This window comes from Pontibacter litorisediminis (genome assembly GCF_029360645.1).
Classification (GTDB): Bacteria; Bacteroidota; Bacteroidia; order Cytophagales; family Hymenobacteraceae; genus Pontibacter; species Pontibacter litorisediminis.
The window spans coordinates 166,520-181,941 of record NZ_JARDUA010000007.1 but is presented as its reverse complement, the minus strand read 5'-3'; the positions used below and the strand labels follow the sequence as shown (position 1 = coordinate 181,941).

Sequence of the window (15,422 nt, the reverse complement as noted above, 5' to 3'; positions counted from 1 at the left end):
AACTTACTCTATAGTACTGTGCATTACAAAGTACTGTTGCATAAAACACTACCCTATTATACCAACATCCTGTTTTCATCCGTGAACATGCGAGATTACCTGACAAACGAATTTGTGGCAGAAGGCGCAAAAGGCACCTCCGGATGGTGCTGTGAATCATTCAGCAAGGCCCCACACCAGCTTCCGCCCCTTATGAAGAAGCAGGGTGTATAACAGAGGACAAAAAACATTACCTTTGTGCCTCATTTTTACTTATGCAGCATACTACCAAGTCATCAGAAGTACAGGAAGAAGCCCAGGGCAAAGGCAGCTTTAAGCGTGAAATAACACTGTATGATGCCATTATGATCGTGACGGGCGGCATGATCGGCTCAGGCATCTTCATCGTTACCGCCGATATCTCCCGCACTGTCGTCAGCCCCGGCTACATGCTGCTGGTTTGGCTCATCTCCGGTTTCCTGACCATGGTGGGTGCTGTCAGCTATGGCGAACTCTCCTCCATGTTCCCGAATGTGGGCGGGCAGTATGTGTACCTGAAGGAGGCTTACAACAAGATGGTGGCTTTCCTGTATGGCTGGACGCTGTTCCTGGTGATCCAGACGGGTGTGATTGCGGCCGTGGGCGTGGCCTTTGCGCGCTTTACCGGCGTGCTCATCCCCTGGTTCAGCGAGGACAATGTCCTGCTGCAGGTGGCCGGGCTGGAGTTTACCTCTGTGCAGTTGCTGACCATTGTCAGTATCATCTTCCTGACGTACATGAACTCCCAGGGCGTGAAGAGCGGAAAGCTCATCCAGAACATCTTTGGCAGCACCAAGCTTGTCGCCCTGTTTGGCCTGATTCTCTTTGGCCTGCTGTTCGGCGTAAACGACACGGCCGTTGCCGCTAACTTCTCCGACTTTTGGGGCCCGAGCGGCTCTGGCGCCCCGGTGCCTACCGGCACAGTGCTCGTGTCTGCGCTGGGCATGGCCATGGTAGGGGCTCTCTTCTCAGCCGACTCCTGGAACAACATTGGCTTTTCAGGCGATGAGATCGTAAACCCGAAACGCACCATCGTGCTCAGCATGGTGATTGGCTCGGCCATTGTCATGGGCATTTACATGCTCATCAACCTGGTGTACCTGCTGGTGCTGCCGATGCACGGCTCCCCGGATGCCGCCACAACGATCGGGCAAGGCATTACCTTTGCCGACAACGACCGGGTGGCAGCTGCGGCGGCAGAGGTGATTGGCGGTTACGAGGCCACCGTGGCCATTGCCATCCTGATCATGATCTCTACCTTTAGCTGTAACAACGGGGCTATACTTTCCGGCGCGCGCGTATACTATGCCATAGCCAAAGACGGGCTGTTTTTCGAGAAAATGGGCCGCCTGAACAAAAACGGCGTACCGGCCGCGGCACTGTGGCTGCAGTGCGTGTGGGCCTGCCTGCTCTGCCTCACCGGCACCTACGGCGACCTGCTCGATTACGTGGTCTTTGCCGTGATGCTGTTCTACATCCTGACCATCATCGGGGTGTTTGTTTTGCGTAAAAAGCGCCCGGACCTGCCCCGTCCCTACAAGGCCTTTGGCTACCCGGTGCTGCCCGCGCTGTACGTGCTCCTATCCTCCGGCATCTGCCTTATCCTGCTTATCTACAAGCCTGTTTTCACCTGGCCGGGGCTCATTATCGTGGCGCTGGGCGTGCCGGTATACTACCTCTTCGGCAACAGGTTCAGGAAAATCAAGGGATAAATAATGATACCCACCATAGGAAAGCCTGCAACCCATTTGCAGGCTTTTTCTTTGTGCAAAATGGCGGAATACGGCCAAAGTATAACGCACGCCTGCTGCTCACGTAGTACAATCTGAATAAAAGCAGAAAGCTATATGAGCAAAGAAGAAGGTATACCGCCAGGGTGGAGTTATAACCCGGCTTCGTGGGCGCAGCGGCTGCCGATCGTCATCGCGGCGATGGTGGGCTTTGCCATCGCCACTTACCTGGCCCTGTTCCAGCTAAAAGTAGTAGACACTGTTTGGGAGCCTTTTTTCGGGAACGGCAGCCAGAAGATCCTTACCTCTAAAACGTCCCAGTTACTGCCCGTGCCAGACGCCGTTCTCGGAGCCCTCGGCTACCTGGTGGATGCCTTGGCCGGGGTGATCGGGGGCATTCGCAGGTGGCGCACCATGCCCTGGATCGTAATAGCCTTTGGTCTGGCCGTTGGCCCGCTTGGGTTTGTGAGCGTGCTGCTGGTGGTGCTGCAGCCGGTATTGTACGATGCCTGGTGCACCCTCTGCCTCAGCACGGCGCTGATATCTGTGGTGATGATCGGCCCGGCCATGGACGAGATGCTGGCCAGTCTGCAGTACATGAAGCGGGTGAAGGACGCCAAGGTGTCGATGTGGAAGGCCTTTTGGGGCTATAAGGAAGTTCAGGGAAAAGTAATTTAAAGCACAGCGCTATGTGGGCACAGGTTATCAACGCAATACTCGGCATTTGGCTCATGGCCTCGGCGGCCATACTTGGCTATAATGATATCAAGATCATCACTGACAACGAGCATATCGTAGGGCCGGTGATAGCCAGCTTTGCCATCGTCTCGTGGTGGGAAGCTACCCGTGTGGTGCGCCTCTACAACGTGCCGCTGGGCCTCTGGCTGCTGCTGGCCCCCTGGGTATTAGGCTACGACAATACCACTGCCACAGTAAACAGCATGGTGGTGGGTGCTCTGGTTACCGGGCTTAGCTTTATAAAAGGCAAGATAGAGGAAACCTACGGAGGTGGCTGGTCTGCCCTCTGGAAGTCGGATTCCATGCATGCGCGGGAGGCCAAAAGGCAGCCGAGGGTTGATTTAGAAGAGTAGGAAGAACACCGGCAGCTAAACGTAAAGCACCAGGGGCATAAGCTTCTGGTGCTTTTTCTTTCCAGGTATCCCCCTGTCTGTACCTTCAAAAAAACAGCTCCCAAGATACCCTTATTTATACTTTTAAAGTATAAATTTATACTTCGCGCCATTCCCAAACGATAAAACGATGAAACCCAGGACTAGACGTATGGCTGTAGCAGCGGCATTGATACTGGTGGCTGCCACCGCGCTCATGATCCGCGCTGACATACCCGCTGAGGAAGTAGCGGCAAAGTATAAACATCCGGCATCAAGGTTTAAAAGTATAGCCGGCGCCAACGTGCACTACCGCGACGAAGGAAAAGGAACACCGATTGTGCTGCTGCACGGCACAGCCGCCTCCCTGAACACCTGGGATGGCTGGGCGTCCGAGCTCAGCAAGAGCCACCGCGTGCTGCGCCTCGACCTGCCCGGCTTTGGCCTCACGGGCCGAAACGTCACCGACACCTATACCATCGACTATTATGCTGACTTGTTGCTGCACTTCCTGGATAGCCTTGGTATTGAGCAAGCCCACCTTGCCGGCAGCTCCCTGGGCGGGCAGATCGCCTTCGACTTTGCCGCCGACCACCCTGAGCGGGTGCAGAAGCTTATCCTGGTATCGCCAACGGGTGTTACCAACGCCAACGACAAAGGCATCTCCCTGCCGTTCCGGATGGCACAAACACCCCTGCTCCGTCACTCGCTCAAGTATATCACCCCTCGTTTTATCGTGGAGAAAAGCCTGCTGGAGGTGTATGGCGACGACAGCAAACTTACGGAACAGGCCATCAGCCTGAGCCACGACATGCTGCTGCGCCAGGGCAACCGCGAGGCCTTTATTGCCCGCCTGAACACGGTGGATGCCGATAACCTGCACAAGCTGGCGCAGGTGCAGGCACCCACGCTTATACTTTGGGGCGAGGCCGATGCCTGGATACCGGCGGCCAATGCCACACGCTTCCAGCAAAGTATAAACGGGGCTCAGCTGATTATGTACTCTGGTGCCGGCCACATTCCTATGGAAGAGCTGCCACAGGAGACGGTGCAGGACGCGCTACGGTTTCTGGGACACGGGCTGGCACGGGTGCCTTGAGCCCCGATAAAGTATAAAGCTGCTGCAGGCTGTACCTTCTGCCTAAAAACAAGTACCTTTCTGCCCGTACAAGTATACCATGAGCACAGCATACTTTATCAGCGGGCTGGGCGCCGACTGGCGCATGTTTCAGAGCCTGAGGCTACCTGAGTACATACCTCAACAGTACGTGGAGTGGGTCGCGCCGAAGCATATCGATGAGCCCCTGCACGCCTACGTACACCGGCTACTGGAGCAAATCACCGACCCTGACCCTATCCTGATTGGCCTGTCCTACGGCGGGCTGGTGGCCATTGAGCTGAGCAAGATCCTCAGGCCGCGCAAGACCATCCTCATCTCCAGCCTGGCCACACGCCACGCCTTGCCTGCCCTTTACCGGGCGATCGGCAAAACAGACCTGCACCGCTGGATGCCGCTGAAGCTGATGCAAAGCGTGCACCCAATCGCCCCCCTGTTCTTCGGGGCACACACCAAACAAGAGAAGCAGCTGCTAAAGGAAGCCATACTGGAGATAGACGAAAAGGTGCTGCGCTGGTCGTTGGGGCAACTGCTGGCCTGGCCGCAGCAGGAGGTGCTGCCGGGGCTGGTGCAGATCCACGGCACCCACGACCTTATCCTACCCCTGCACGACAGGCCCGATGTGATTAAAGTGAAGCGGGGCGAACATTTAATGGTGCTGCACCAGGCTGACGAAATAAGTGGTATCTTAAGCCGCATATTAGAAGAGACATGGATAAAAGCAGATACATCGTTACCACCACCAACGGGCGGCAGGTAGACCTGACGCAGGCCCAGATCCTGCGCAGCAATAACCTTTACCCCTTCGGGCAGCACAATTACGCCATCTACGAAACACCTGACGGCACTTTCGTTAAAGCCATGAACAGCGGCGAGCGCGAGATCATGCTCACCCATTACGAACTGATAGCTGAGCAGGAAGCCCGTACCTACGACCATCCCCACTTCCGGACAGACAACTAGCCTATGCAACTGAGCTTTTGGGAACAGGAAACATACTTTAAGGACATTGATGTCCTGATTATCGGCAGTGGCATTGTGGGGTTAAATGCAGCCCTGCACCTGAAAAAGCAGCAGCCACAGCTAAAGGTGGTAGTGGCCGAGCGCGGCTTGCTGCCTACCGGGGCCAGCTCCAAGAACGCCGGCTTTGCCTGCTTCGGCAGCCCCTCCGAGCTGCTCGACGACCTGCGGCACCACTCCGAGGAGGAGGTTTTCGGATTAGTGGAGCGCCGCTGGAGAGGCCTGCAGCGCCTGCGCCAGAACCTGGGCGACAGTACCATAGACTACCACCGCTGGGGAGGCTACGAGCTGTTCGAGCCAAAGCAGCAGGAGCTATATGAGGCGTGCCTGGAGCAACTCCCCTACCTGAACAAGCAGCTGCAAAACACCATTGGCGAGACAGAAGTGTTCCAGACAGCCGACGACAAGATAAGCGCGTTTGGCTTTAAAGGCGTGCGGCACCTGCTACTGAGCACCGCCGAAGGCCAGATAGACACAGGCAAAATGATCCTGGCGCTTACGCAGAAGGTGCAGGCAATGGGCGTGTTGGTGCTAAACGGGTTGGAGGTACAGGCCTTACAGGAGAATGCGCAGGATGTGGTTGCTGTGACGGCACAGAGCTTAAACTTAAAAGCTCGTGCTGTATTGGTGGCCACCAACGGCTTTGCGCAGAAACTGATCCCCTCGTTGCAGGTTCAGCCAGCCCGCGCGCAGGTGCTCATCACCAAGCCTATCGATGATCTTAAATTCAAAGGCACCTTTCATTACGACAAAGGCTATTACTACTTCCGTAACATTGGCAACCGGGTGCTCTTTGGCGGTGGCCGTAACCTGGCATTTGAGGCCGAAACAACCACGGAGCTGGGACTAACGGAGCTGATACAGCAAAGATTGGAGCAGCTGCTGCGCGAGGTGATCCTACCGGACACCCCATTTGAGGTGCAGCACCGCTGGAGCGGGATCATGGGCCTGGGCTCAGGCAATGCCAAAACTACGCTGGTCCAGAAGGTAACCGGCAGAATAAGCTGTGCCGTGCGCTTGGGTGGCATGGGCATAGCTATCGGCTCACTGGTGGGAGAAGAAGGGGCTGAACTGGTGTTGCAGCAGGTATAGCGGCCTTGCTCTAAAACAAAAAGGCAAACTGTGAAGTACAGTTTGCCTTTTTACATGCTGTGTCTGGTTTGCCTTAAGCTGTTGCCCATTTGGTGGTGGTTTGGTGAGACATAGGGGTAATGAAGCGCTTTTGCGCATCCTGCTCGGCCTGGTAGAAGGCGTCATACTCTTCTTCTCCTAACTCTTCGCGAAGTGCTATATGAAATAGCGCTAGTTCTGGGAAATACTTGTACTGTTCCTGGCGTTCTTTGGGGCTGCTTCTGTTAAAGTCATAAAAACTTCTCATGGCTGTTCTTGAAGGTTTAAAGTTTTGGTTTGCAATTGATTAAACAACCAATACATACTCTTTGCAACCCATATAAGTTATAAAGTTTTTCCTTTTTAACTGTGCTACCACCCTCAGAATCAGTTGCTCACTAAGAAATACAGCATCTTTACTTAAATTATCGAAGTTACTCCCTCAGAATTACGCCTGCAGTTCTTATTCCGGAACCTTTTCGGCAGCTTTATTGAGAGGATAACGCATGGCTTATATTTATTATTTTTATAGTACAATTTCACTGCGTTTGTGCTTAAAATGAAGCGAGCCCAGTTGTGGCCGGACTCGCTCGCATGATAGGAATAAAGAGCAGGTTATTTTAGGCTCAGCACCTCCGTGCCTTGCTCAAAAATAATGTCTACCGGAATATTGGCCTTGGCCAGGCGGTCCAGGTCGGCTTGCAACTGCGGGCTTATCTGGCCCTGCTCGTTTAGCAGTGTGCCTACGCCTGCGTAGTCGCCGTTACCCTGCAGCGTCAGGATTTTCTCCGACAGCTTGTTCATCGCCTCGCGCATCTTCTCATAGTTCACGCGGTACTTGCCTGTTTCCTCGTCGCGCTCAAAGGCCCCGTTGTCTTTAAAGAAGTTAAAGCGCACCATGTTGGCCTTGCCGTGCGCGCTGGCCGCACCAAACCTTACAGAACGGAAGATACCGGCCAGGAAGGTTGTATAGTATTCTTTCAGGTCACCAGAGATTTCGCCTTTCTCCTGCAGCTGCGTGATCATGTAGAGGCCCAGGATATCGGCTTTCCCTTCTTCCAGGGCGGAGGCATGCTCCTTTAGGGCCTCGCGCACCGTGCCTTTGTTGTTGATCGTGTTCTTGATGCCCAGACCGTGCGCCACCTCGTGGAACATGGTGTTGGCAAAGAAGGCATCAAAAGTAACATACTGCTGCTGGTCCTCCGCAATCAGCTCCTCGGCAATCGGCTCCATGATCTTATCAAATTTGGCCCGCATGGCATTCTTGAGCTGCAGGCGGCGCGTGCCCTTCTTCAGCTGCACCTCCTCATCGTTAGGCAGGTTGATGGCAATGGTCTTGCTGCCCGCGTTGCTGTCGCCGGCATAGTATACCACATCGTAGGCATTCAAATCGGAGTCGGTGCCCGGGGTTTCGGTTTTATACTGTGCCGGAACCGGCAGGCCGCGCTGCAGCTCTGGCAGAAAAGCCGCATACTTTGAGAGGCGCTCGCTCCACTCCATGTCCTTTACCAGCACATAGGCCTCGTGCGCCGCCTTATAGCCGAACAGCTTGTCCTCATAGGTCTCAATAGGGCCGATCACTATGTCCAACTTGTTTGTCTTCATGTCCATCCAGGCCAGGTCCGACGGTTGGTAATTATCAGTCAGCACGGCCTCGGCGCGCAAAGTCAGGTACTTCTTCAGGCCAGCATCATCAGCCAAAGCAGCAGCCTGCTTCAGCAGGTCCGACACACGCTGTACCTCTTCCTTAAACTGCACGTGGTAAGGCACCGTGATCAGTTTTCCGTTCTCATCGCGTCGCAGGAACGTGTACTGGCTGGCTTTGTCCTGCAGGTTGGCCTGCTCAAACTCCTCCTTCGTCATGTCCGTCGGGTAGAAATTGGCACCGTCTGGCTTTGGACCTACTCCCGGTATAAATGGCTCGTTGTTGTCCAGGCGGTCCCAGGGGCCATAGTTGATCTGCACATATTTTTGGGCGGCCTCACTGTCCAGCGCAGTCAGCAGCGAATCGCGCTTGCCGTAGGCTTCGTACCAGAAGAGCTTGTTCATGATATCCGATGCCTCGATCAGCAGCGGAATCATCTTTTTCTCGTTCTCGCTCAGGTGGCTCAGGTCAGCCGTGAGGCGTACCGAAGTATAAGCATCCAGCTTCTGCTGCAACTCGTCTGCGGCAACGGTCTCGGTGGTGGCTTCGTTGCCATCGGTGGTGCTGCTGCTACAGCCAAAGGTGGCGGCGGCTATAGCAGAGGCAAAAAGTATGTGGCGTGGTTTCATGGGGTTAGTTTAGGATTAGTTTGATGATGAAGATAATGCTTTTTGCGCTTATGGCAAAGGGAGTGGTGTCCAGGGATGCTGTCGTTCTTTCTTGGCCGTTTCCAGCGCAGTCTCTAGAATGGTTCCCTGCTGTAGTATCGCGGCTGTGGCTCTAGTGGTTTGTAGCGATTTACTTATACTTTGGCTACACTTCTGCTGGCGTAAGCCTCCGCTTGTGCCGCTATTAGCCCCTGCTTTCCGTATCTTGAACCAAGCTATCTGTACTAGCTGCCGTTCATCCACGGCCTTACCACTTGCTTGTTTCACCTCTGGCTTTCTGCTCTCCAGCCCGAGAGGGCTCGTCCTCGGGCATCGCGCCTTCTACATTTCCTTTGCTCCTAACGTCGCAATGCCTTCGGCACCGGAAATCTAGAAGGCGCTCAACCCAAGGACTGGGATCTAGTTCGATAGCCACGGCTTTTGCTGTAGCTATTTAATTGAGAGGACCATAGGGGTGCAATCGCCTGCGGAGATTCTCCTCCTGGGAGGGGTTGGGGCGGGTTTGTGCTGATGCTGCCCCAACAGCAATAGATCTTATACTTGGGCTACAGTATTTACAGGCTCCCCTCCTTAGGCTACCGAGAAAGCGAGTTCGAAGGGAGCGAGCGTAGCTCTGAGGGGCAGGGGTGGTTGGGCACGGTACTTCAGAACGCTGACAAGGTTACTCGCAGCAGCGGAAGTGGCGGTCTTAGAAGTTCAGAGCAGCGGGGACAAGCCTGGTGCCGCTAAGAACAAAAAAGGGAAGCAACCGCGGCTGCTCCCCTTTTTCAGAAGTATAAACAAGTATAAAAACATTCGCTAAAACAGGCCGAACAGCTCGCGCTGGATTTTTTCAATGATGCTGCCCAGATCCTCTGGATTAGCCACAAAGTCCAGGTTGTTTACGTCAACCACCAGCAGCTTTCCTAGGTCGTAGTTGCCCATCCAGGTGTTATAATGCTCGTTCAGGTTACGCAGGTAATTGATGCTGATGCTGCTCTCGTAGTCGCGGTTGCGCTTCTCTATCTGGCCGATCAGCTTGGGCAGGTCGGCTTTCAGATAAATCATCAGGTCCGGTGCCTTTACCATGCTGATCATAGACTGGAACAGCGCGTGGTAGTTCTCGTAGTCGCGGGTACTCATCAGGCCAGACTGGTGCAGGTTCTTAGCAAAGATGTGGGCGTCCTCGTAAATGGTGCGATCCTGGATCACATCTTTACTGGTAGCCTGTATCTGCTGCACCTGGTTAAAACGGCTGTTCAGGAAGAACACCTGCAGGTGGAAGGCCCAACGCTCCATGTCCTCATAGAAATCCTTCAGGTAGGGATTGTTATCCACCGCCTCCAGGTATAAATCCCAGTTAAAGTGTTGGGCCAGCTTGGTGGCCAGCGTGGTTTTGCCGGCGCCAATGTTGCCAACGATCGCGATATGCATGATAATCGGTTACTTTAAAATTTAAGGACTACAAAAGTAGGGGATTTTCGCGCAGCATTATCGACAAGTTCCCCACGGGGTTATCAACATTAGCTAAAAACTATACTGAGCCCAGCATCAACCAAGGCAAATGCTTGACGTAAAATATTATCGGAACCAAACTTAATGAAAGCCATGACAAAAGGACATAATCAGGACAAAAACAAAACGAACAAGCCTGAGGCAAAGCACAAAGGGGGCCAGGAAGGGAACCGCAGCCTAGGCGACCAGCAGAAGGACAAGAGCCCAAACCAGGGCCGTACTGAAAAGAAGGACCAGTCTGGCGGCACAAAGGGAAAGAACGCTATCTAAAATAACCTAAGCGTAGAAAGGCAGCAGCCCCGGCAGTTTATACTTACTGCCGGGGCTGCTGCCTTTCTACACTATACTTACTTAGCGGTTTTCACGCTTCCGCTCCTCGTAGGCATCCTTAGCCTGGCGGCTTTTCTGCAAGGTGGTAAACTCTACCTGCAGGGCGGCTATTTTAATTTTATCGCCCGTGCTCAGCAGGTCCAGCACTTCCTGTTTGCGCGTGTTCAGCTCCCCCACCACAAACTCGGCGTAGGCCCAGTCGCGCAGGCTCCAGTCCTGGCGGTAGCCGCGGGTGTACTCCAGGGCGCGGGTAAAGGCATCGCGCAGGTGCACGGGCTTTATTTTGCTGATGTTGGTGGTGCCGGTCATCTCGCGCTCCCAGCGCTCCAGCTCGCGGCCGTCCAGGTTCACCAGCTCGCTCTCGTGGCGCTCCTCCCAGGCCCGGTATTGCTGCTTGTAGCCGTTGTACTCGCTCCTGGATTTCTCCGACAGCTTTTTAGTGTTGCTGTCCAGGCTGTAGGTCAGCTCCTTAAACTCTTTCTTCACGGTGGGCCACTCGGCGGCGATGGTGCTGTCGGCCTGGCTGCTGCGTTGCTGCATCCAGCTGCGCAGGTCGGCCAGGTCGCGCTCCAGCTGCGACTGCGCCTGTGCTGCGCCAAACGTAACGATAGCCACCAGGGCTGTTAGCATCCACTTAAGAGGTCTTTTCATAGTAGGCTGTGCTTAACTAATAAACTTTAACAAGCTTCTCCCGTAAATATTGTGCCAGAATAATATTCCTTACCGGGTAAATTTCCTGCCGCTGGCAAAGATTTCGTGGGCTTGGTAACAAAACCATAACATCAATCGCTTCCGGCTGTTCTATACTTATACCTGCAAACCTCGTTTATACTTCGTAAGCATCCAACAGTGTAGCCGCAAAAAATGGTTACGGCATTTTATATATGAGCAAAAAGCAACAAGGCAACTTTCACGAGACGGTGGTGTCCATCAGCAGCAGCGATGACGTGAAGCTGAGCGTGAACGACTTTCCGTTCAAAACCACGCTTAGCCTGGCACCGCTTATCTCTTATTGGGAGCAAAAGCTGCAGAAAGATCCTTATTGCAACGCTGGCCGCCTCCGCCAGCTCCTGCAATTATTGCGCAATACACCCGAGTTGGCAGGCTCTATACAGGATGTGTCGGTGGTAGAGAAGCACATGGAAACGATGGATGTGCTCATGGAGGACATCTTTCCGGGAGCCTTGTGGGAGAACGATATCAAGGCCGTGTCAGTACCGTTCCGGTTCCACAGCTTCTATGCCACCCCTAGGCTGGACGAGTTGGGGCTGCTGACGGGCTCAGGCTCATCGGAGCGGCTGGATCTGGACCGCAAGACCCTGCTCTTCCGGCTTATACTTCAGGCTTACACCATCATTCTGGCAAAATTTTACAATGCCAATTTTATCGTAGATGAGCCCTTTGTGTTCACCATACGCGATAAGTTCACGGAGCTGCCGCGCCACTACAAGGTAGACATCGACCTGAAGTTTATGGAGGTAAAAGCCAAAGGCGAGGTGAAGCCGCTGAAGGCGCAGCAGATCAACTACCTCATTAACCGCTACAACGACCTGGACCTGTGGATGCAGCTGCTGCCGCCCGATAATTTTGAGTTCAGCGGTTTTGCCATTTACGATTTCACTGATGTGACGATGGAGGAGACAATCTCCTCGCTGCGTTACGACCTGCTGGACAAGGACTCGGTGAGCACGCGGGAGGGCTTTGAGAGCCTGCAGCAGAAGCTGCGCGTGCTGTTTGGCCTACCGGGCATACGCTTGGGCTTTGCCTCCTGCCCCAACCTGCGCGAGTTCGATACCAGCTACGCCCGCCGCATCTGGAACGGCCTTATCCTGACGCAGGACTGCGAGCTCTCGCTCCAGGACATGCAGGGCTCTGTGTACGAGCCGGTGCTGCGCGAGGGGAACACCGTGGTAGTAGAGGACCTGCAGGAACTGCACCATCCTACCCCCATGGAGCAGCGGCTGCTGGATATGGGTATCCGCAACCTCGTGATCGCGCCGCTGGAATACGAGGGCAGCACCATTGGACTGATGGAGCTGGCCTCCCCTATCCCGGGGGAGCTAAACGCCCTCTCCACTATCCGCCTGAAGGAGATTCTGCCGCTGTTCGCCCTGGCCATGAACCGCAGCCTGGATGAGTTGCGCAGCAGCATCCAAAGCATCATCAAGGAAAAGTACACGGCCATACACCCCATTGTGGAGTGGCGGTTTACGCAGGCAGCCATCAACCTGCTGGAGAAGATGGAGCGCAACAACAGCCCGGAGACAGAGCCGATCATCTTCCGCGACATCTTTCCGCTTTACGGCTCCTCCGACATCCGCAGCTCCGCCGCGGAGCGCAACAAGGCCATACAGGGCGATATACTGGAGCAGTTGGTGCTGGCCAAGGAGGTTATACTTGCCGTGAAGGACAAAATGCCGCTGCCGATCCTGGACGAGCTGATCTTTAAGATTGATAGCCTCTCGCAGGGCATCCTGCACGAGCTCAGCTCGGGCGATGAGATGGTTATACTTGACTTCCTGCGGTCTGAGATAGAGCCGCTTTTTGATTATTTCCAACGTAAGGAGCCATCTGCGGCACAGCCCATACAAGAGTACCGCAACGCCATCAACAACCCGTACAAAACGGTGTACAACAAGCGTCGCGCGTATGAGGAGAGCCTGTTTATGATCAACGAGACGATCTCTGGCTTTCTGGACCGGGAGGAGGAGAAGGCGCAGCAGATCTTCCCGCACTATTTCGAGAAGTATAAGACCGACGGCATTGAGTATAACATCTACATTGGCGCCTCGTTGCTCAACTCCGGGGACTTCCAGCCGATCTACCTGAAGAACATGCGCCTCTGGCAGTTGATGCTAACCTGCGAGATTGCCCGCCGCATACAAAAGCTGCGCGCCAGCCTAAAACTTCCACTCGAGATCACGCAGCTCATACTGGTGCATGCAGACCCCATCTCTATCCGCTACAGGCTGGATGAGAAGAAGTTCGACGTAGATGGAGCCAACAACATCAGCTACGAGATTATTAAGAAGCGCATAGACAAGGCCAATATTCGTGGCACGGAGGAGCGCCTGACGCAGCCGGGTAAGATCGCGATCGTATATACCCAGCAAAAGGCAATGCATGAGTACATGCGCTACCTGAAGTTTCTGAAGGCAGAGGGCTACATTACTGAGGAGGTGGAGCACCTGGACATAGAAGACCTGCAAGGCGTGCAGGGGCTAAAGGCGCTGCGCGTAACGGTGAACCTGCAGGAGGAACTGCGCCATAACATAGATGCCGGCGACGAGCTGCTGAACATTGCCCAATCGGCCAGCCTTAACTAGGAAAAGGCCAAGTATAAAACATTAAGTATATTATATTTATTAAATTTTTAGAATATTTTCAACTGCACCACAAAACACCACAATCAGCTGCAGCACAATTATTTAAACTACAAAACACAGGCTTCATCCGCACCCCCTTCAAAGATTTATTCATACTAAGTGCAATTTTTTAAAATCGAATCGCGTTCTCAGTGGGACTTGCGGGACGTAGGTATCCGGTAAGTGTTGTTTCATCACTCAACTTTTAGCCCAATGAAACTGAGAAACAAATTTATGCCTGCTATGCTGATGTTAGGCGTGGTGGCGTTTAGCTCTTGCGAGAAGCAGGAAAGTGAATCAATCCAGCCTGAGCTGGAGCAGGGAGTTATCTCTCACATTTTGGCAGACTCTGCCGAAGTTACCTCTTACAACTTTGCAGGCAAGCAGCTGAGCCAGGTAAACCACTACGACGTGGAGTCCGGCGAGCTGGAGAGCTTCGAAAAGTTTGAGCGCGACTCCAAAGGCCGTATCCTGAAGAGCAGCACTTACACCGGCGGAAGCAAGGCACTGCTGTCGGAGCAAAACTTTACCTACAACAACAGTGGAGAGCTCACCAAAAGCACCATGGCCTACTACAGCGGCAGTAAGCTGGAGTATACCGGCTATGCCACCTACGAGTACAACGCTGACAAAAAGCTGGAGAAGAAATCCATTTTTGAAGGGAAAGACGGAGAGGGAGAAGGTAAGCTGAAGTCTTACACGAAGTTTGAGGTGCTGCCGAACGGCAACTACGCACAGGAAAAGCAGTACGTGGTGGACGACAAAAAGGAAGCCAAGCTTTTCTCTACCACAACCAATTCTTACGATACCAGCGTAAACCCGTTCCATACCCTGGCTGAGCCTGGCACTGCCAGCAGCCCAAACAACCTGGTAGCCTCCTCGACTGTGGTGCATAACAGCAAGAAGACGTACAAGTATAGCTATACTTACACCTACGACGAGCGTGGCAACCCGCTTACGCAAACGGTGGTGGCGCCAAACGGCAAACAAACTACTTACCGGTACCTGTACAGCAACTAACGCAGTATAAGCTGTACTAACAGCAGCGGCCCCAGGCGTAACGCCTGGGGCCGCTGCTGTTTTATACTTGCCGTAGTTGCCGGAGCGTTATGCCTGAGAAGTCCGCAGAAATCAGTATATTGGGATAAAAACAACATAATAGCATGTCTAAAACAAAAATTACTGTCATGAGCAACGGGTCGCTCCGGGTAGAGGGCGATGATTTTGAGATTGTGGATAAGGAGGGGAACGCCTACGGACTTGGCGGGCGCACGCTTGTTTCTATCTGCCGCTGCGGCCTGTCTAAGAACAAGCCTTTCTGCGACGGCTCCCACAAAGGCCACTTTGAGCACAACGCCGAAGCCTTTGACCTTCCTCCTAAAAAATAACCTGTAGGTATGACAGAGCGCCTGGTAACAATCGCTACGTTTAACGAACTCACAGAAGCCCACATCATCAAAGGCCGCCTGGAGGCAGAGGGCATCCTCTGCTTTCTCGGCGACGAGCACATCGTGGGGGTACACCCTTTTTACTCGGTGGCGGTGGGGGGCGTAAAGCTGAAAGTAACAGAAGGCGACGTGATGGAGGCCAAGGCCATACTTGCCCGCATACAGGAAGGCGCCAGCCAGTTCGACTATGACAGCATAGACATGGCACCGCCTGTGCAGGAGCAGCCTCGGGCCAGCATCTGCCCCAATTGCGGCTCTGATAACACAGGGGAGCTCGGTATCCCGATGCCTTTTATGAGCCGGCGCTATACTTGTTACAACTGCAGCCACACCTGGAAAGAAAGAAAATAAAAAGGGAGCCGCTCACG

Annotated in this window: 16 protein-coding genes; 12 read left to right on the top strand and 4 right to left on the bottom strand. The window is 53.8% G+C overall.

The genetic code is table 11. From position 1 onward, the window contains the following. Positions 1-254 precede the first annotated feature (254 nt). From PXG97_RS18190 to PXG97_RS18160, 7 genes are all read left to right on the top strand, one after another. Positions 255-1,730, top strand: a complete 1,476-nt coding sequence (locus PXG97_RS18190) for an APC family permease (RefSeq protein WP_276499244.1) — start codon at positions 255-257, stop codon at positions 1,728-1,730. Between the two features lie 135 nt (positions 1,731-1,865). Next, entirely contained in the window at positions 1,866-2,426 is a 561-nt protein-coding gene (locus PXG97_RS18185; RefSeq protein WP_276499243.1) for a vitamin K epoxide reductase family protein, read from the top strand. Positions 2,427-2,437: 11 nt separating this feature from the next. Further along, positions 2,438-2,839, top strand: coding sequence for an SPW repeat protein (locus tag PXG97_RS18180; RefSeq protein ID WP_276499242.1), 402 nt, complete (start codon positions 2,438-2,440; stop codon positions 2,837-2,839). 190 nt (positions 2,840-3,029) lie between these two features. Continuing rightward, positions 3,030-3,956 carry an alpha/beta fold hydrolase gene (locus PXG97_RS18175; protein ID WP_276499241.1) on the top strand — a complete coding sequence of 309 codons (927 nt, stop codon included), beginning with the start codon at positions 3,030-3,032 and terminating at the stop codon, positions 3,954-3,956. Between the two features lie 79 nt (positions 3,957-4,035). After that, positions 4,036-4,734 (top strand): alpha/beta hydrolase, encoded by a 699-nt coding sequence (locus tag PXG97_RS18170; RefSeq protein WP_276499240.1) that lies wholly within the window; start codon positions 4,036-4,038, stop codon positions 4,732-4,734. Next, entirely contained in the window at positions 4,686-4,937 is a 252-nt protein-coding gene (locus PXG97_RS18165; protein WP_276499239.1) for a hypothetical protein, read from the top strand. The genes PXG97_RS18170 and PXG97_RS18165 overlap by 49 nt, the downstream gene beginning before the upstream one ends. A gap of 3 nt (positions 4,938-4,940) precedes the next feature. Further along, complete coding sequence (locus PXG97_RS18160) at positions 4,941-6,086, top strand: NAD(P)/FAD-dependent oxidoreductase (RefSeq protein ID WP_276499238.1); 1,146 nt, start codon at positions 4,941-4,943, stop codon at positions 6,084-6,086. Positions 6,087-6,159: 73 nt separating this feature from the next. Here PXG97_RS18160 and PXG97_RS18155 read toward each other — a convergent pair whose 3' ends face one another. The 3 genes from PXG97_RS18155 to PXG97_RS18145 all read right to left on the bottom strand — a co-directional run bounded on the left by PXG97_RS18155 (position 6,160) and on the right by PXG97_RS18145 (position 9,830). Further along, complete coding sequence (locus PXG97_RS18155; RefSeq protein WP_276499237.1) at positions 6,160-6,372, bottom strand: hypothetical protein; 213 nt, start codon at positions 6,370-6,372, stop codon at positions 6,160-6,162. Positions 6,373-6,719: 347 nt separating this feature from the next. Continuing rightward, positions 6,720-8,378, bottom strand: a complete 1,659-nt coding sequence (locus tag PXG97_RS18150) for a dipeptidyl-peptidase 3 family protein (protein WP_276499236.1) — start codon at positions 8,376-8,378, stop codon at positions 6,720-6,722. An 837-nt stretch (positions 8,379-9,215) separates the two neighbouring features. After that, the gene (locus PXG97_RS18145; RefSeq protein ID WP_276499235.1) at positions 9,216-9,830 is read right to left on the bottom strand and encodes a deoxynucleoside kinase; all 615 of its coding nucleotides are present in this window, start codon (positions 9,828-9,830) and stop codon (positions 9,216-9,218) included. A 174-nt stretch (positions 9,831-10,004) separates the two neighbouring features. On the opposite strand from PXG97_RS18145, the gene PXG97_RS18140 reads away from it, so the two are divergent. After that, positions 10,005-10,181: a hypothetical protein gene (locus PXG97_RS18140; RefSeq protein WP_276499234.1), complete on the top strand. Its 177-nt coding sequence runs from the start codon at positions 10,005-10,007 to the stop codon at positions 10,179-10,181. An 81-nt stretch (positions 10,182-10,262) separates the two neighbouring features. On the opposite strand, the gene PXG97_RS18135 is transcribed toward PXG97_RS18140, so the two are convergent. Further along, entirely contained in the window at positions 10,263-10,892 is a 630-nt protein-coding gene (locus PXG97_RS18135) for a hypothetical protein (RefSeq protein ID WP_276499233.1), read from the bottom strand. Positions 10,893-11,125: 233 nt separating this feature from the next. Between PXG97_RS18135 and PXG97_RS18130 the strand changes: the two genes are divergently transcribed. The 4 genes from PXG97_RS18130 (at position 11,126) to PXG97_RS18115 (ending at position 15,405) form a co-directional block, all read left to right on the top strand. Further along, complete coding sequence (locus PXG97_RS18130) at positions 11,126-13,567, top strand: GAF domain-containing protein (RefSeq protein ID WP_276499232.1); 2,442 nt, start codon at positions 11,126-11,128, stop codon at positions 13,565-13,567. Positions 13,568-13,819: 252 nt separating this feature from the next. Next, complete coding sequence (locus PXG97_RS18125) at positions 13,820-14,626, top strand: hypothetical protein (RefSeq protein WP_276499231.1); 807 nt, start codon at positions 13,820-13,822, stop codon at positions 14,624-14,626. Between the two features lie 143 nt (positions 14,627-14,769). Next, on the top strand, positions 14,770-14,994 hold the full coding sequence (locus PXG97_RS18120; RefSeq protein ID WP_276499229.1) for a CDGSH iron-sulfur domain-containing protein: 225 nt from the start codon (positions 14,770-14,772) through the stop codon (positions 14,992-14,994). Between the two features lie 9 nt (positions 14,995-15,003). Further along, positions 15,004-15,405, top strand: coding sequence for a putative signal transducing protein (locus PXG97_RS18115; RefSeq protein WP_276499227.1), 402 nt, complete (start codon positions 15,004-15,006; stop codon positions 15,403-15,405). Positions 15,406-15,422: the final 17 nt, after the last annotated feature.